Annotated in this window: 15 protein-coding genes; 5 read left to right on the top strand and 10 right to left on the bottom strand. The window is 71.0% G+C overall.

The features are described from left to right. Positions 1-95 precede the first annotated feature (95 nt). Both ACIPM1_RS18760 and ACIPM1_RS18755 read left to right on the top strand, forming a co-directional pair. Positions 96-3,245, top strand: a complete 3,150-nt coding sequence (locus ACIPM1_RS18760; RefSeq protein ID WP_402436104.1) for a DUF3427 domain-containing protein — start codon at positions 96-98, stop codon at positions 3,243-3,245. Between the two features lie 103 nt (positions 3,246-3,348). Beyond that, positions 3,349-3,543 (top strand): DUF397 domain-containing protein, encoded by a 195-nt coding sequence (locus ACIPM1_RS18755; protein ID WP_402435758.1) that lies wholly within the window; start codon positions 3,349-3,351, stop codon positions 3,541-3,543. On the opposite strand, the gene ACIPM1_RS18750 is transcribed toward ACIPM1_RS18755, so the two are convergent. Both ACIPM1_RS18750 and ACIPM1_RS18745 read right to left on the bottom strand, forming a co-directional pair. Further along, positions 3,536-4,108, bottom strand: coding sequence for a DUF2267 domain-containing protein (locus ACIPM1_RS18750; RefSeq protein ID WP_402435755.1), 573 nt, complete (start codon positions 4,106-4,108; stop codon positions 3,536-3,538). The two genes, ACIPM1_RS18755 and ACIPM1_RS18750, sit on opposite strands and share 8 nt — an antisense overlap. 125 nt (positions 4,109-4,233) lie before the next feature. Next, on the bottom strand, positions 4,234-4,656 hold the full coding sequence (locus ACIPM1_RS18745; RefSeq protein WP_402435752.1) for an Hsp20/alpha crystallin family protein: 423 nt from the start codon (positions 4,654-4,656) through the stop codon (positions 4,234-4,236). A gap of 157 nt (positions 4,657-4,813) precedes the next feature. Between ACIPM1_RS18745 and ACIPM1_RS18740 the strand changes: the two genes are divergently transcribed. Beyond that, positions 4,814-5,116, top strand: a complete 303-nt coding sequence (locus tag ACIPM1_RS18740) for a hypothetical protein (protein ID WP_402435749.1) — start codon at positions 4,814-4,816, stop codon at positions 5,114-5,116. Between the two features lie 136 nt (positions 5,117-5,252). Here ACIPM1_RS18740 and ACIPM1_RS18735 read toward each other — a convergent pair whose 3' ends face one another. The 3 genes from ACIPM1_RS18735 to ACIPM1_RS18725 all read right to left on the bottom strand — a co-directional run bounded on the left by ACIPM1_RS18735 (position 5,253) and on the right by ACIPM1_RS18725 (position 8,846). After that, a complete protein-coding gene (locus tag ACIPM1_RS18735) occupies positions 5,253-5,726 on the bottom strand; it encodes a carboxymuconolactone decarboxylase family protein (RefSeq protein WP_402435746.1) in 474 nt (157 codons plus the stop codon). Positions 5,727-5,955: 229 nt separating this feature from the next. After that, the gene (locus ACIPM1_RS18730) at positions 5,956-7,473 is read right to left on the bottom strand and encodes an MFS transporter (protein ID WP_402435743.1); all 1,518 of its coding nucleotides are present in this window, start codon (positions 7,471-7,473) and stop codon (positions 5,956-5,958) included. Positions 7,474-7,583: 110 nt separating this feature from the next. Continuing rightward, the gene (locus ACIPM1_RS18725; RefSeq protein WP_356195633.1) at positions 7,584-8,846 is read right to left on the bottom strand and encodes a DUF445 domain-containing protein; all 1,263 of its coding nucleotides are present in this window, start codon (positions 8,844-8,846) and stop codon (positions 7,584-7,586) included. Between the two features lie 292 nt (positions 8,847-9,138). Between ACIPM1_RS18725 and ACIPM1_RS18720 the strand changes: the two genes are divergently transcribed. Continuing rightward, positions 9,139-10,521 (top strand): SGNH/GDSL hydrolase family protein, encoded by a 1,383-nt coding sequence (locus ACIPM1_RS18720; protein WP_402435740.1) that lies wholly within the window; start codon positions 9,139-9,141, stop codon positions 10,519-10,521. Between the two features lie 217 nt (positions 10,522-10,738). Here the strand turns inward: ACIPM1_RS18720 and ACIPM1_RS18715 are convergent, their stop codons facing one another. Next, entirely contained in the window at positions 10,739-11,161 is a 423-nt protein-coding gene (locus tag ACIPM1_RS18715) for a hypothetical protein (RefSeq protein ID WP_356195624.1), read from the bottom strand. Between the two features lie 294 nt (positions 11,162-11,455). Between ACIPM1_RS18715 and ACIPM1_RS18710 the strand changes: the two genes are divergently transcribed. Further along, positions 11,456-12,403, top strand: a complete 948-nt coding sequence (locus ACIPM1_RS18710; protein WP_402435736.1) for a helix-turn-helix domain-containing protein — start codon at positions 11,456-11,458, stop codon at positions 12,401-12,403. 123 nt (positions 12,404-12,526) lie between these two features. Here ACIPM1_RS18710 and ACIPM1_RS18705 read toward each other — a convergent pair whose 3' ends face one another. From ACIPM1_RS18705 to ACIPM1_RS18690, 4 genes are all read right to left on the bottom strand, one after another. Then, positions 12,527-13,276 carry a DUF1707 domain-containing protein gene (locus ACIPM1_RS18705; RefSeq protein WP_402435733.1) on the bottom strand — a complete coding sequence of 250 codons (750 nt, stop codon included), beginning with the start codon at positions 13,274-13,276 and terminating at the stop codon, positions 12,527-12,529. A gap of 61 nt (positions 13,277-13,337) precedes the next feature. Further along, entirely contained in the window at positions 13,338-14,366 is a 1,029-nt protein-coding gene (locus ACIPM1_RS18700) for an ATP-binding cassette domain-containing protein (protein WP_402436101.1), read from the bottom strand. A 56-nt stretch (positions 14,367-14,422) separates the two neighbouring features. Next, entirely contained in the window at positions 14,423-15,247 is an 825-nt protein-coding gene (locus ACIPM1_RS18695; RefSeq protein ID WP_402436099.1) for an ABC transporter permease, read from the bottom strand. A gap of 94 nt (positions 15,248-15,341) precedes the next feature. Further along, positions 15,342-16,142, bottom strand: coding sequence for an ABC transporter permease (locus tag ACIPM1_RS18690; RefSeq protein ID WP_402435728.1), 801 nt, complete (start codon positions 16,140-16,142; stop codon positions 15,342-15,344). Positions 16,143-16,163: the final 21 nt, after the last annotated feature.

Here is a 16,163-nt window from a genome sequence, read left to right as displayed (position 1 = left end):
GTCCGGGGGGAGCTCGTTCTCGTTCCCCGCTTCGGCTCCGGTTGTCAGTGGCTCCTGTTAGAACAGAAGCACATTGACGCGTGGCCGAGGGGGACATGGTGGCGGAAGCGGGGGATCTGGCGCAGCCGGTCGCCGGGGTGTACGAGAAGCTGATCACCCACAGCGTGCAGGACGAGCTGGAGCGGCTCGAGTCCGCGGGGTGGAAGGCCGTCGACGCTGAGGTCAGCGCCGAGTCCTCGCCCCACGTCCTGGCGCGCCACATTAGTGACGTGGTCGCCCGCAGGCTCCACCAGCTCCCGCCTCACCAGCAGGTCCCGTTCGCCAACCAGGTCCTGAAGTCGCTGGCGAGCGAAGCCCCGGACCAGGGCGACGCTGATCCCCTCAGCACCGTCGCCGAGGGTCCCCGGCAGTTGCTCGCCCTCGCCAAGCAGGAAGCGCCCGGGGCCTACGCCATCCGTCCCCTCACTCCCCTCTCCGAGACATCTCTGCTCACGAACTCGCCGGAGGACCTGAGCCTGGGGTCTGAGCTGCGGGCCGAGCTCGCCACGGCGGACCGGATCGACCTGCTCTGCGCGTTCGTGAAGTGGTACGGCATCCGCGTCCTGGAAGACGCCCTGCGCTCCGCCAAGGAGCGAGGTGTGAAGATCCGGGTCATCACGACCACCTACATGGGTGCCACCGACCGCCACGCGCTCGACCGCCTGGTCCGCGACTTCGGTGCCACCGTCAAGGTCAACTACGAGATCCGCTCCACCCGCCTGCACGCCAAGGCCTGGCTGTTCCGGCGCGAGACGGGCTTCGACACCGCCTACGTCGGCAGTTCGAACCTGTCCCGAGCGGCGCTGCTCGACGGCCTGGAGTGGAACGTCCGGTTGTCCTCCATCGCCACGCCCGCGGTACTGGACAAGTTCGAGGCGACCTTCGACGCGTACTGGAACGACACCGCCTTCGAGACGTACGATCCCGACCTGCACGGGGAACGCCTCGACGAGGCCCTTGCGCAGGCGAGCGGCACCGGCTCGACCACCGACCTGAAGATCAACCTCTCCGGCCTGGAGGTGCGCCCCTTCCCGCACCAGCGGGACATGCTGGAGCGGCTCACCGTCGAGCGCGAGATCCGCGGACGGCACCGGAACCTGCTGGTCGCGGCCACCGGCACCGGAAAGACCGTGATGGCTGCTCTCGACTACCGCAGCCTGTGCGGTCAGACAGACGGCGGACGGCCGCGGCTGCTGTTCGTCGCCCACCGCAAGGAGATTCTCAGGCAGTCGCTGCGCACCTACCGGGAGGTGCTGGACGACGCCTCGTTCGGTGAGCTTCTCCACGCCGGCATGGAACCCCGCGCATGGGATCACGTGTTCGCGAGCGTCCAGTCACTGAACGTACAGCGCCTTGAGCAACTGGCCCGGGACCACTTCGACGTCATCGTCATCGACGAGTTCCACCACGCCACGGCCACCACCTACCGCCGCGTCATCGACCACTTCGGGCCGCAGGAGTTGCTGGGGCTCACCGCCACACCCGAGCGTATGGACGGGCGTAACGTCCAGGACGAGTTCTTCGAGGGCCGCATCGCCGCCGAGATGCGGCTGTGGGAGGCCCTGGAAAACGATCTCCTGTGCCCCTTCCACTACTTCGGCATCCCGGACGGTACGGACCTGACCAACCTGGGGTGGCAGCAGGGCTCGTACGCCGACCAGGACCTCGGCAACCTCTACACGGGCAACCACGCGCGCGCCCGGATCGTGGTCAAGCAGATCCGGGACAAGGTCTCCCGGCCCGGCGCGATGCGGGCGCTCGGCTTCTGCGTGACCAAGGCGCACGCCCGCTTCATGGCGGACTTCTTCCGCGCGGCCGGTTTCCAGGCCATGGCGCTCGACAGTGAGTCTCCCGCTGACGTGCGTGCCCGGGCGCTGTCCGACCTGCGTGAAGGGAAGCTTCAGGTCATCTTCTCCGTGGACCTGTTCAACGAGGGCCTGGACATCCCTGACGTCGACACCCTGCTCCTCCTCCGCCCGACGAACAGCGCCACCGTCTTCCTCCAGCAGTTGGGCCGGGGGCTGCGGCGCACCGAGACGAAGCCGGTCCTCACGGTGCTCGACTTCATCGGTCAGCATCGGGCGGAGTTCCGCTTCGAGGAGCAGTTCCGGGCCCTGACCAATCTGTCGCGGAACCGGCTCGTGGACCACATCGAGCACGATTTCCCGCAACTGCCGTCCGGCTGCCAGATCATCCTGGAGGGCAAGTCCAAGGACCTCGTCCTGGACAACATCCGGACGCAACTGGGCGCCACGGTGAAGACGCTGGTCAGGGAGGTGAGGGACTACAGCACGCCGCGTCTCGCGGACTACCTGCGCGAGAGCCGCCGGGAGATCAAGGAACTGTACAAGAGCGGCAACTCCTGGACGACCGTGCTGCGCCGGGCCGGCCTCATGGAGGAGGCCGAGCCCTCCGGCGAGGCAGCACTCTTGAAGCGGGTGCACGCCTTCCTTCACGTGGACGACCCCGACCGCGCCACCGCATACCTCCGTCTCCTTGAGGACGACGCGCCGCCGTACGACGATCTGGGTCCGCATGACCAGTCGTTCGCCCGCATGCTGTTCTTCAACCTCTGGGACGACGCGGGTGGGTTCACCACCTTCCAGGAGGGCCTTGCGTCACTGCGATCGCAGCGGACCTTCCGCGATGAGCTGAGGCAGGTGCTGGGGCACGTCATGGAGCAGGCGGACCATGTCCCCCTCCCGCTCTCCGGGCGTCTGAGCCAGGTCCCGTTGAAGGTCCACAGCGCGTACAACCGCTCGGAAATCCTCGCCGCTCTCGGGGTCGCCCGCTTCGGCGGTCAGATGCCCCGTTCCTTCGCGCAGGGCGTGCAGTGGGTCGAGGAGCTCCAGACGGACGCCCTGCTCGTCACCCTGGAGAAGAACGAGAAGGACTTCTCGCCCACCATCCGCTACAAGGACTACGCGCTGAGCCCGACCCTCTTCCACTGGGAGTCCCAGAACGCCACGGCGGCCGACTCCCGCACGGGCCTGCGGTACCGGGAGCACAAGCAGCGCGGCAGCCACGTCCTGTTGTTCATGCGGCGCTACAAGAACACCGACATAGGCAAGTCGCAGCCCTGGATGCTCCTCGGCCCGGCGACCTACGAGAGCCACACCGGCAGCAAGCCGATGGCGATCACCTGGCGCCTCAAGCACGAGCTCCCGGCCGACGTGTGGACGTACTCGGCGATCACGGCCAGTTGAACGCCGGGCCGCGTTACAGGTCGGCGTTCCCTCACCTCAGCGCGCAGGCGCTCGACTTGGAGTGCTCAGCCGAACTCGTCGACCGGATCAGCAGGGAGCCTTGATGACGGCATCGCCAGAGTCGCACTGGTTCAAGTCCTCCAGCGGCGGCAGTGGAACCGAGTGCGTGGAGTGCGCGTACACCGACGGCGGCACGCTCATACGCGACTCGAAGCGGGTCGACGGTCCGCTCGTTCGGGACCGTTCGGGAGCATGGCGTACGTTCGTGGAGACCTTGGCACGAGGCTCGCTCAAGTAGGCATCGACTTTTCACGCGAGGCCAAGCCCAGTTCCGCCCTGCCGAACAGCAGCGCGTACCCCGGTGGAAGGTCGGCCAGGATGCGGGTCAGGAGGTCGTCGGGCAGGAGGGCCGCCAGGACGCTCAGGACCGAGCCGGTGTGCCAGCGGGCCGTGGCCGGGGTGGCTCCCGCGATGCGTCCGGCCACCGAGTCGACGAACTGCGCGGCCGTCAGGGGCCGGGCCACGGGGATCTGCGCGGCGATCACGCTCGCCGCCTCCTCGGGCAGGGCCTGGGCCAGTTCGACGCGTTCGTCGCCCACCACGTGGCCGCCGAGGGTCGACAGGACGATGCGGGTGATGCGTTCCGCCTCGGCTCGCTCCGGGTACTGGCCGGCCGACCGCACGCGTTCGGTCAGGTCCCGCCACGTGGCCACGGCGTCGTGCCCGGCGGGCCGCCGTGACCTCGTCTGCGTCGTCAAGAGAGCCTTCAGCGGCTGTTCGCCCTGGCGCGCGGCGCCTGTCTGCGGCGGGCCGGGCACCGTCACTCGCGGCACCGTCACGCTCGGCACCGTGGTCGCGGTCATCGTGCGGGTCCTCCTTCGGGGCAGCCCGCCGCGGGACCGGCCGGGCGGGCGTGGGCGACATGATGTGGCGTGACGGCGTCCCGCAGGCGAGGCCTGGCCTGCGGGACGCTTTCGGCGGGGTGCGGTCAGCCGCTGAGCTGCCTGCGGTCGTCGCCCCCGGTGATCTGGATCTTGCGGGGCTTGGCCTGCTCGGCCACCGGGATGCGCAGGGTCAGGACGCCGGAGGCGTAGGACGCGTCGATGCGGTCCGTGTCGAGGGTGTCGCCGAGGAAGAGCTGGCGGGTGAAGGTGCCCGTGGGGCGTTCGTTGGCGATCAGTTCCGCGCCCTCGGGGGCGGGGGACCTCCGCTCGGCGCGGATGCTGAGCACGTTCCGTTCGACGTCGAGGTCGATGGTCTCGGGGTCCACGCCCGGAAGGTCGAAGTGGACGATGAAGTCGTCACCGGACCGATAGGCGTCCATCGCCATCGCGGCCGGGCGGGTGGCGGAACCGAAGACCTGCTGCGCGAGTCGGTCGAGGTCGCGGAACGGGTCGGTACGCATGAGCATCACAGGTCACTCCCTTCGTCGGTACTGGGTGCGATGCCCTTCGGCTTCTTATATAGCGCGGAGGAGGAAAGTTGACAAGCTCGGGCTCAGGTTCGGGCTGGACGGCGTTCCGTGGATAGCCTTCCTGCCATCCGAAACGGGACGTAGGAGGCATCTCATGGCGAAGGTTTCGAGCGCGGTGGTCGCCGCGGGCGGGCTGGTCGGCGGGTACGGCGTGGCGCGCTGGACGCGGAAGCGGCCGCTGGGCGGGGCCGTGCTGGCCGTCGCGGGGGCCGCGGCCGCGCGGCAGTGGCAGGAGCGGGCGGGCGGCAAGGCCGCGGGGGCGCTGACGGCCGCGTACGTGGCCGCCTTCGCCGGGTCGCACCCGCTGGCCAAGAAGGTCGGCGCCTGGCCGTCCGTGTTCGGGGTCGCCGGAGCCATGGCACTGGCCTCCTGGGCCGTCGCCGACCGGCGCGGGTGAGGTAGAGGGGGCGACTTCGGGAGGCGGCTGGGTCCGCGGGTATGTCCGCGCCCCTGACAGCGAATCGCCCTACGGTGACGGCGGCCGAGCCCCCTCGGAGGCGGCCGCCGTCGGCGGATGGGTGGGCCACCCGGGGTCAGTCGAACATGCCCGGCTCGTAGTCGCCCGCCGGCTGCTGGACGATGACGTTCATCCGGTTGTAGGTGTTGATCAGGGCGATCAGGCCGACCAGAGCGGCGAGCTGGTCCTCGTCGTAGTGCTTGGCCGCGTTCTCCCAGGCCGCGTCGGTGACCCCGCCTGCCGCGTCGGCGATGCGGGTGCCCTGCTCGGTGAGTTCCAGGGCCGCGCGCTCGGCCTCCGTGAAGACCTTCGCCTCGCGCCAGGCGGCGACCAGGTTGAGGCGCGACGGGCTCTCCCCGGCGTGCACGGCGTCCTTGTAGTGCATGTCGGTGCAGAAGCCGCAGCCGTTGATCTGGCTGGCGCGGAGCTTCACCAGTTCCTGTGTCGCCGCGGGGAGGGTCGAGTCCGACAGGACCTTGCCCGCCGAGTTGATGTATCGGAGGAACTTGGTCGCGACGGGGTTGGCGAAGGCGTTGAGGCGGGCTTCCATCGTGGTCTCCTTGGTCGGCGTCGGCGTCGGCGCCCATATCTGCGTCGGCGCCTGTATCTGCGTCTGTGAGGTGCTTCGTTGCGAGCTTCGCTCGACGGCTGCACAGATACGACGGAACGCGGCCGCGGGATGTGACAGCAGCACGCGAGCAGCGGGCATGACCTGGGTCACACCCGCTGCTCGCTCGTCACTCGTGACGACCGGAAGCCCGGAACGGCTTCCCGTGGCGTCAGGCCGAGCCCGGCGCCTCCGGCGCGACGGCTCCCCTGCGCGTGGAGGCCGCCTTCGCCTTCTGCGTCACCGCCGTCAGCGGCTTGGCGATGTCCTCCAGGGACCGGCGCTCGGCGTTGACCGCGAGGAACGCGGCCACCAGGCCCGCCGCGCACATCAGGGCGGCGCCGATCTCGAAGGCGAGGACCGTGTCGCCGACCTTGCCGGTGCCGGTGAGGTCGGCGAACAGCAGCGGGCCGCTGATGCCGCCGGCCGCGGTGCCGAGGGCGTAGAAGAAGGCGATGGACATCGCCCGGGTCTCCATCGGGAAGATCTCGGACACGGTCAGGTAGGCGCTGGAGGCGCCGGCCGAGGCGAAGAACAGCACCGCGCACCAGCACGCCGTGAGCGTCCCGGCGCCGAGCGCGCCCTGGTCGAACAGCCAGGCCGTGCCGAACAGCAGCAGACCGGAGAGCAGGTACGTCGACGCGATCATCACCCGGCGGCCGATCGTGTCGAAGAGCTTGCCGAGGAGCAGCGGGCCCGCGAAGTTGCCGACCGCGATGACGGCGAAGTAGTAGCCGGTGTGGTCGGCGGGGACGTCGAAGAACTTCGTGAGGATCGCGCCGAAGCCGAAGGTGATCGCGTTGTAGAGGAACGCCTGGCCGATGAAGAGGGAGAAGCCGAGGACGGCCCGCTTGCGGTAGTCGGCGAAGACCGTGCGGGCGATCTCCAGGAAGGAGACGCTGCGGCGCTGGTGGATGGTGATCTCGGCGTCCGGCTCCACGAGCGGTTCGCTCTGCTCGGCCCGGACCCGGCTCTCGATCGAGGAGACCACCTCTTCGGCCTCGCGGTCCCTGCCGTGGATCAGCAGCCAGCGCGGGCTCTCGGGGACGTGCCGCCGTACGAGGAGGATGACCAGGGCGAGGACGGCGCCGAGGGCGAAGGTCAGCCGCCAGCCGACGTTCGCGGCCAGGAAGTCGGTGTTCAGCGCGAAGATCGACAGCAGGGAGCCGCCGACGGCGCCCACCCAGAAGCTGCCGTTGATCATCAGGTCGACGCGGCCGCGGTACTTCGCCGGGATGAGCTCGTCGATGGCGGAGTTGATGGCCGCGTACTCGCCGCCGATGCCGAAGCCGGTGAGGAAGCGGAAGGCGAGGAACCACCAGGCGCTGAAGGACACCGCGGTCAGCGCGGTGGCCCCGAGATAGACCGCCAGGGTGATCATGAACAGCTTCTTACGGCCGAAGCGGTCGGTCAGGCGCCCCCAGAACAGGGCTCCGAGGCACGCGCCCGCCACGTACAGGGCGGCGGCGAGGCCGGTGACCTGGGCGGAGCTGATGGCGAGGCCGCTGCCGGGCTCCGACAGACGGCCGGCGATGTTGCCGACGACGGTGACTTCGAGACCGTCGAGGATCCACACGGTGCCGAGACCGATGACGATCGTCCAGTGCCAGCGCGACCAGGGCAGCCGGTCGAGGCGGGCGGGGATGTTGGTGGTTATGGTTCGGCCGGTCTCGGCCTGCGTGGTGGCCATGGGCTCCCTCCTCAGCGAGCGGAACCACCATCGGGTGCCCGGGCGCTGCGGCTTTACGCCGGGGCGGAAGACGCCGGGGGCGCAGGGGGTGGGCTACGCCGGTGCGCGTCTCACGCCCCCACCGCCCGCGACACCGCGTAGATCAGCAGGCCCGCCAGGGAGCCCACGACCGTGCCGTTGATGCGGATGAACTGGAGGTCGCGGCCGATGTGGGCCTCGATCTTGCGGGTGGTGTGCTCGGCGTCCCAGCTCGCGACCGTGTCGGTGATCAGGGAGGTGATCTCCCTGCGGTAGGTCGTGACCACGTACACCGCCGCGCCCTCGACCCAGCGGTCGACCTTGCCCTGCGCCCGGGAGTCGACCGCCGTGCGGGCACCCAGGGACAGCAGGGAGGCGCGCACCCGCGTCCGCAGCTCGCTGCGCTCGTCCTCCGCCGCCGAGACGATCATGGATCGTACGGCGGTCCAGGCGGAGGCGATCAGGTCCTGCACCTCGCCGCGGCCGAGCACCTCGCCCTTGAGCCGTTCGACCCGCGCGCGGGTCTCGGTGTCGGACTGGAGGTCGCCGGCGAAGTCGGTGAGGAACCGGTCGAGGGCGCCGCGCGCCGGGTGGGAGGGCATGTCGCGCATCTCGGTGGTGAAGCGCAGCAGCTCCTTGTAGACCCGCTCGCCGACCTTCTTGTCGACGAACCTCGGCGTCCAGCCGGGCGCGCCGCCCTGCACGGCGGCCATCACCGAGTCGCTGTGCAGCACCAGCCAGTCGTGCGCGCGGGAGACGACGAGGTCGACGACCCGCTTGTGGCCGCCGTCGGCGACGACCTTCTCCAGCATCTTTCCGATGCCGGGGCCGATCTCCTGGGCGTTGGCCCGGCGGGTGATCGCCTCGCCGACCACCGCCTGGACGTCGGAGTCGCGCAGCACCGTCAGGGCGCCGCGCAGCGCGGTGGCCAGTTCCGCGGTCACGCGGTCGGCGTGCTCGGGGACGGCGAGCCAGGCGCCGAGGCGGCTGCCGATGCCGACGGCGCGCAGCCGCTCGCGCACGACGTCCTCGGAGAGGAAGTTCTCCCCGACGAACTCACCCAGGGAGATGCCGAGCTGGTCCTTCTTGGTGGGGATGATCGCGGTGTGCGGGATGGGCAGGCCGAGGGGGTGGCGGAAGAGGGCGGTGACCGCGAACCAGTCGGCCAGCGCGCCGACCATGCCCGCCTCGGCGGCCGCCGCGACGTACGCCGTCCATCCGCCGGCGCCCGCGCCCTGGCCCCACTTGGCGAGGACGTACACGACGGCCACGGCCAGCAGCAGCCCGGTCGCGGTCAGCTTCATCCGGCGCACCCCGCGCCGGCGCTCCTCGTCCGCGGCGCTGAACACGGTCATCGCGCGGTACGAGGCCGCCTGCGCGGCCGCCTGCCGGGGCGCGCGGGCGGCGCCCGTCGCCCGATCGGTCGCTGATTCCGGTTTCGTACGTTCCATACGCTCCGCCTGTCCGGTGATCCCGCACACAATTGTCCCTTCCTGAGCGACTTCCGGAACGGAACCAGAGTTCCCGGCGTCTGTCGGTGGGGGAGAATCAGGCAGGGCCCTGTCAACTCCCCCGCGTTCATGACGCATCATGAACTCATCAGATCGGAGCCCCCGGCTCCCATCGCCCGAGGAGAACAACGCCCGCATGACCAAGCGTCACGTCGGCGGCGTGGGGCCGGCCACGCAGCAGCCGCTGCCCGTAGCCCCCGCCAAACACCGCGCCCTGCCTGCCGCCATCGTCGCGCTGATCGCGGTTGTGTCGACCGCCTTCTACGTGTCCGTCACGTCCGGCGACGGCGCGCCCCCGCCCTCCGTCGCCGCCGACCGTGCCCCGCGCAATCCCGCCGCCCCGGCCTCCACCGGCACCTGGGTGGGCTCCTGGTCCACCTCGCCGGCCGGCGCCGAGCCGGGCACCGAGACCGCGGGCCTGGCGGGCCGCTCGGTGCGCAACGTCGTGCACGCGAGCGTCGGGGGGACGAGTGCCCGCATCACGCTGTCGAATCTCTACGGCCAGTCGCCGCTGACCGTCACGCACGCCTCGCTCGCGGTCGCCGCGGGTGACACCGCGGCCGCCACGACGGGCACCATGCGGCGACTCACCTTCTCCGGCGCCGCCTCCGTGGTGGTCCCGGCCGGCGGGCAGGTGATGAGCGACGCCGTGCGCGTCGCCGTCCCGCAGGGCGGCAACGTCCTGGTCACCACGTACTCCCCCACCCCGTCCGGACCGGTCACGTACCACCCGCACGCACGTCAGATCTCCTACGTCGCCCAGGGCGACCGCGCCGAGGACGTGACCGGGGTGCCGTACACGGAGCGGACGAATCACTGGCGCTACCTGACCGCGCTGGACGTCCTCAGCAACGAGTCCGCGGGCACGGTCGTCGTCCTCGGCGACTCGATCACCGACGGCATCACCTCCACCATGGACGCCAACCGCCGCTGGACCGACGTGCTGTCCGACCGGCTGCGGGCCGAGGTGCAGGCGGGCCGGAACGTGCCGCGCTACAGCGTGGTCAACGAGGGCATCAGCGGCAACCAGGTGCTCCTGGACGGGCTGGGACGGCCCGCCGACAACCCCAGCGGCCTGAACCGGTTCGGGCGGGACGTGCTGGAACGCACGAACGTCAAGGTCGTCGTCATCGACCTCGGCGTCAACGACATCCTGCGCAACCCGCGGCTGGCCGACCCGGTGCGGATCACCGAGGGGCTGCGCACGCTCGTACGGCAGGCCCACGCCCGCGGCCTGAAGGTCGTCGGCGCGACGCTCATGCCCTTCCAGGGGCACCGCGGCTACACGGAGGCCCGTGAGGCGGTCCGGCAGCAGATCAACGCGCAGATCCGGGCGGGCCGGGTGTACGACGCGGTCGTCGACTTCGACCGGGCGCTGCGGGACCCGGCCAACCCGCGCCGCCTGCGGCCCGACTTCGACTCGGGCGACCACCTGCACCCGAGCGACCTGGGCTTCCAGGAAATGGGGCAGGTGTTCGACCTCGGGGCCCTGAAGGGCGCGGGCCAGGCGGAGCTGTAGGCGGCGCCCGTCGCCGGCCACGGCTCCGCTCGCCGCAGTCGTCCTGGGCGGGGCTCTCCTGCCTCGGCAGGGCCGGACGCCGGCAGCCGGCCGCGGGGGTCCCGTACCACCGGCCGGCCGGTGACCTCCTCGCCGCCGGCCGCGCCCAGGAGGGCAGGGTCGCCATCGAGGCGCCGGGTCACCGGCCGGGACCCGGGGGCGCTCCGTCGAGGAGTGCTCAGTCCTTGTCGTAGTACCAGCCGGTGCAGAAGCTCGCCCCGTTGAAGCGGGCGCACGCCCGCATGGAGTAGTGCAGGTTCTTCAAGTCGTTGGAGAACTTCCTGTTGAACGGCCCGCACTGCGTCCAGTTCCTGCCGCCGTCGCTGGAGCGGTCCACCCAGGTCTGGTCACCGTTCCGGTAGCCGCTGCGGATCGCCGCGAACGAGTGGTCGCTCAGCCTCTGGTTGACCAACGCGATCTTCACCGTCCGCCCGCCGTGTGTCACGGTTCGCGTCCTCACGTCGTGATCGGCGATCCCGTTGCCCGGCCAGCTGCCGCAGTTCGTGTTCGCCGTAGCGGCCGGCGCTGCGACCACCAGCAGGGGCAGGGCGATGGACGCCCCCGCGACAACCACACCGATACGTCGCCGGATGTTCGACACCAGTGACCTTCCTCTCTGCGCCTCAAGGGACCAGCTGTTCGCCGGAGACCCGCATGCCGTCCCGACGTCCCGAACAGTCTTTCCCGGACGCACGGTCCCGTCCTTGTGCTGCAGTGCCAGACATGTGTCGCCGCGTGCCAGCCATCCCGCGCCGCCGTGGCGTACGCACGGGGCGCCGGACCCCGCCGTGTCGAAGGCCCCCCCCCGGGCCCACAACTTCCGGGCGGTCATGTCCGTCTCAACGGACGACCGCAAACAGTTCATGGGGGAGTGCAGTTGTACAGCGTGATCACCTTGGACGGACTTCCGGCGCCCGATCGCTTCTCGTTCTGGTGGGAGGCCGTCGCCCGCTCGGTGGTGCCGGTCCACGCCGCCAGCGAGGACGCGCTCGGCTTCTGGGCCGAGATGACATCGGTGGATCTCGGAACGGTACAGATCTCGCGGGTGCGCTGTCTGTCCTTCGAGGCGCGCAGGACAGCGCGACTGATCCGCCGCTCCGACCCCGATCTGCTGCAGCTGTCGCTCACCCTCCGGGGACGGTCGGGGATCGAGCAGCGGGACCGTCAGGCCTCGCTCGCTCCCACCGATCTGGTGCTGTACGACACCTCCGTGCCCTTCCGGGCATGGACCCTGCCCGACGTCACGGCGGACGGCATCGTGGTGCAGTTTCCCCGCGACGCGCTGCAACTGTCCGCCGATGCCGTCCGGCGCCTGACCGCCCGTCGGCTGTCCGGGCACAGCGGGATGGGTGCGCTGCTGGCCACTACCGTGCGGCAAACCCTGCGGCAGGCCGCCGTCCTCACCCGGTCCGACGCGGGCCGCTTGTCCGGGATCACGGTGGACCTCGTCGCCGCCGTACTGGCACACGAGCTCCAGTCCGATCCGGAGCTCGGCCCGTCGTGCACGGGAGAGACGATGCTGCTGCGCGTGCGGGACTTCGTGCTGCGGCACCTCGCCGATCCACACCTGTCACCCGCGACCATCGCGACTGCGCACGGCATGTCCGTCCGGTCGCTCCACCGGCTCTTCGAGGCGGAGAGAACCACCCTCTCGGCCTGGATCCGAGAACGCCGGCTGGAGAACTGTCGCCGCGACCTCGCGGACCCGCTGCGCGGACGTCAGACGATCCGAGCCCTGGCGGCCCGCCGGGGGTTCACCGACCCGGCGAACTTCAGCCGGGCCTTCCGCGGCGCGTACGGGCTGAGCCCACAGGAGTACCGCCGGCAGTGCCTCGGCGACTGAGGTGGCCGTCGGCGCGGTGGGGGAATCGGCGGTCTCGAGGCCGTGGCATCCACCCCCTGGAAGGCTCCGGCCTTTTCCTCCTCACGCCTCGCCGGTCCCGCGGCAGGGGCGTGCTCCCCCGCGTCAGGATGTACGCCCGTTCCTGCGCCGCTCGCGGGCAGCCCAGCGCTCCTCGCGGCGGGCGGAGTGGAGTTCGCGGCGTTCGGTGCGGCGGTCCAGGCGCTCCTGGCGGCGCTCGTCCTTCAGGCGGAGGCGTTCGGCCCTGGTGAGCTTGCGCTCGACCCCGACGCCGCCCCAGAAGGCGAAGCCCGTCACCACCACGCGCGGGGCGCCCGGCTCCGGCGGAACACCCTCCTCGCTGTGGTCGAAGCCCCCCATGACACCGATGCCGCGCACGACGACCTCGACACCGGGCGGCACGATCACCTGCACGCCACCCATGATCGCCACACAGTTGATCTCCACCTCGCGGTCGGCGAAGTTCGCCTCGCGCAGGTCGATCTCGCCGCCGCCCCAGAAGGCGAAGCAGTGGAAGCGCTTCGGCATCGTCCAGCGGCCCTTGCGCTGGAAGCCGGACATGACCGCCACCGCCCACGCCGAAGACCCCTCGCCACCGGTGATCCGGCCCGGCCAACTCCCCGCTCCCGCCGCCTCCTTGCTCAGCGACAGGGCGCCGGCCGTGGCACCGGCGGCCGGCAGGTCCCGGGTGATCGGCGCCAACTCGCCGTAGGTACGCGCCTTGTAGGTGGCCTCCAGCCGCTCCTCGAACTCCCCCATGTCCAGCCGCCCTTCGGCGAGGGCGTCCCGAAGGATCTCGGCGACTCGCTCACGATCGGCGTCGGAGGCGCGCAGCTGAGGAGCATCGTCGGTCATACACAGCAGCCTACGAGTTCCGGCGGCCGCGGGCACCCCTGCATGCGGGCCAGGGCGGCGGCTACGGGAGCGCGCGTTCCGTGGCCGAGGCGTACATCTGGGCGATCACCGCCTCGATGTCCGGCTCCCGCACGGACAGGTCCACCAGCGGGTAATCGGCGGCGATGCGCGCCACCAGCGGCGCGGCCGACTGCCCCGCCGGGAAGGCCAGCCACTGCCGGGGCCCCTCGACGCGCACCACGCGCGCCGACGGCACCTCCACGGGCGGCATCTCCCGCTCCAGGTCGACCACCAGCGTCCGCTCGCTCTCCCCCGCCTCGTGCAGCCCGGCGAGCGGACCGTCGTACATCAGGCGCCCGTGGTCGATGACCATGACCCGCGAGCACAGCTGCTCGATGTCCTGCAGATCGTGCGTGGTCAGCAGCACCGTGGTGGCGCGCTCGGCGTTCAGGTCCCGCAGGAACTCCCGCACCTTCGCCTTGCTGACCACGTCCAGGCCGATCGTCGGCTCGTCGAGGTAGAGCACCTCCGGATCGTGCAGCAGGGCCGCCGCGATGTCGCCGCGCATCCGCTGCCCGAGCGAGAGTTGCCGGACCGGCACGTCCAGCAGGCCGCCCAGTTCGAGGAGTTCGACGCAGCGGTCGAGGTTCTCGCGGTAACGCGCCGCGGGGATGCGGTACATGCGGTGCGCCAGCCGGTAGGAGTCGATCAGCGGCAGGTCCCACCACAGGGTCGTACGCTGGCCGAACACCACGCCGATGCGCTGCGCGAGCCGCGTCCGCTCGCGCGCGGGGTCGATCCCGGCGACCCGCAGCCGGCCCCCGCTCGGGGTCAGGATGCCGGTGAGCATCTTGATCGTGGTCGACTTGCCCGCACCGTTCGGGCCGATGTAACCGACCATCTCGCCGCGCGCCACGGTGAAGGAGAGCGAGTCCACCGCCCGCACCTGCCGCCGCTCGCTCCTGAGGAACCCGGTCCGCTTGCGCACGTCGAAGACCTTCTCGACCCGGTCGAGTTCGATGAAGCCACCGCCCGCCGCCCCGCCCGCGCCGCCGGATCCGCCGCCGTCCCCGGCCCCGTCACCGCCCACCGGCCCGCCTCCGCCCGCCGTCGTACGGCCGTCCACCCTCACGTCCTCACGCCCCTTCAACTCCCCGTGCTCCGATACGACCGCAGCCCCGCCCGCCAGGCCAGCCCCGCCAGCGCGCAGCAGCCCGCGGCCGCCAGTGGCGACGCGAACGCCGCCCAGGCCGGCAGCGCGAGCGGATAGGGCCGCCCGAGCACATAGGTCGCCGGCAGCCAGTTGACGAAGGCCAGCGGCAGGACGAAGGTCACCCCGCGCACCAGCTCTTTCGCGAACACCGCCGGCGGGTACTGAAGCAGCGTGACACCGCCGTAGGTGAACGCGTTCTGCACCTCGGAGGCGTCCTGCGCGACGAACTGGAAGGCCGAGCCGGCCACGAACACCGCGCCGAAGATCACCGCCCCGCTGAGCACCATGACCGGCATCAGCAGCACCTTCGGCGGGGTCCAGTCCACGTCGACCCCGACCAGCGCGAAGCCCAGCACGAGCAGCCCCTGCGTGATCCGGCCGAGGCGGCGCAGCGCGAAACGGTCCGCCGCGAGCTGCGCGAGCACCGGCGCGGGCCGCAGGAACAGCAGGTCCAGCGTGCCGTCCCGGACCCGCCGCCCCAGCCCCTCCACCGAGCCGACCGCGAGGTCGGCCAGCCCGAACGCGAGGGCGGAGAGGCCGTAGAGGAAGGCCACGTCGGGCAGCGGCCAGCCGGCGAGGCCGTCGACCCGGGAGAACATCAGCAGGATCGCCACGAAGTCCAGCGTGGTCGCCGCGAAGTTGCCGAAGGCGGTCATCACGAACGAGGCCCGGTAGGCCATCGTGGACCGGATCCACATCCCGGCGATCAGCCGGTACGCCCGCAGTCCGTCCGCCAGGGCACGCCGGCGCCGGCCCAGGGTCCCGTCGCCCCTCGCGTCCGCCGGTCTACCGCTGCCCGCGGGGCCGTCGCCGGTCCCCTCCGCCGTGGCGCGCGGGCCCGGTTCACGGGTCTCACCCACCCTGGACCACCACCCGCCGCGTCGCCACCGACTGCAGCAGGCGCCCCGCCAGCAGCAGCGCCACCGCCCACGCCCCCTGGAAGACGTAGGTGCCCAGCGCCCCGGCCCGTCCCAGCAGAATGTCCGCCGGCGCCTGGAGCAGGGACGACCACGGCAGAACCCGTACGACTTCGCCGAGCACGCCCGGGAAGACGTTCAGCGGCAGCAGCATTCCCGAGCAGAAGGTCCCGGTGATCATCATCATCTGCAGCGCCCCCTTGCCGTCCAGCAGCCAGAACGCGCTCAACGCCACCAGGAACCGGATCCCGAAGCTCACCAGCATCCCCAGCACCACCGCGATCAGGAACGCCAGCCAGGTCCGCACGTCCGTGGGCAGCGCCACCGGGAAGACCAGCGCCCCGAAGACGAAGGGGAGCACGCCCCGGCCCAGCAGCTGGAACACCGCCCGGCCCAGATCGGCGGCCAGCCACCACAGCTGCAGGTCCGCGGGCCGGTACAGGTCGATCGCGATATCACCCGTACGGATGCGCTCCATCAGCTCGGCCTCGACGCCCCCGCCCCCGATCGCGAGCGTCGAGAGGAACGCCTGCCCCAGCCACACGTACGTCACGGCCTGCGCGCGGTCGTATCCGCCGAGGTGCGGCCGTACGTCCCACAGCGCAAGATACGTGTACACGAGGATCAGGCCGAACACCGTGTTCGTGAACACCCCGGCCGCCGTGGCCGCCCGATACGTCGCATACCGTCTGAACCCGCCCGCCGCGACGGCCGTGTACAACCGTCCAGCGCCCACGCCCACCGCCCTCCAAGGTCC

It is taken from the genome of Streptomyces sp. NPDC086766, assembly GCF_044746005.1.
Taxonomy (GTDB): domain Bacteria; phylum Actinomycetota; class Actinomycetes; order Streptomycetales; family Streptomycetaceae; genus Streptomyces.
The sequence above is the reverse complement of the archived record's forward strand: the minus strand, read 5'-3'. Positions and strand labels throughout refer to the sequence as shown.

Bases quoted from the DNA above. Each gene is read 5' to 3' on its own strand.
- ACIPM1_RS18760 (WP_402436104.1), top strand. From the start codon at position 96: ATGGTGGCGGAAGCGGGGGATCTGGCGCAGCCGGTCGCCGGGGTGTAC.
- ACIPM1_RS18755 (WP_402435758.1), top strand. From the start codon at position 3,349: ATGACGGCATCGCCAGAGTCGCACTGGTTCAAGTCCTCCAGCGGCGGC.
- ACIPM1_RS18750 (WP_402435755.1), bottom strand. From the start codon at position 4,108: ATGACCGCGACCACGGTGCCGAGCGTGACGGTGCCGCGAGTGACGGTG.
- ACIPM1_RS18745 (WP_402435752.1), bottom strand. From the start codon at position 4,656: ATGCTCATGCGTACCGACCCGTTCCGCGACCTCGACCGACTCGCGCAG.
- ACIPM1_RS18740 (WP_402435749.1), top strand. From the start codon at position 4,814: ATGGCGAAGGTTTCGAGCGCGGTGGTCGCCGCGGGCGGGCTGGTCGGC.
- ACIPM1_RS18735 (WP_402435746.1), bottom strand. From the start codon at position 5,726: ATGGAAGCCCGCCTCAACGCCTTCGCCAACCCCGTCGCGACCAAGTTC.
- ACIPM1_RS18730 (WP_402435743.1), bottom strand. From the start codon at position 7,473: ATGGCCACCACGCAGGCCGAGACCGGCCGAACCATAACCACCAACATC.
- ACIPM1_RS18725 (WP_356195633.1), bottom strand. From the start codon at position 8,846: ATGACCGTGTTCAGCGCCGCGGACGAGGAGCGCCGGCGCGGGGTGCGC.
- ACIPM1_RS18720 (WP_402435740.1), top strand. From the start codon at position 9,139: ATGACCAAGCGTCACGTCGGCGGCGTGGGGCCGGCCACGCAGCAGCCG.
- ACIPM1_RS18705 (WP_402435733.1), bottom strand. From the start codon at position 13,276: ATGACCGACGATGCTCCTCAGCTGCGCGCCTCCGACGCCGATCGTGAG.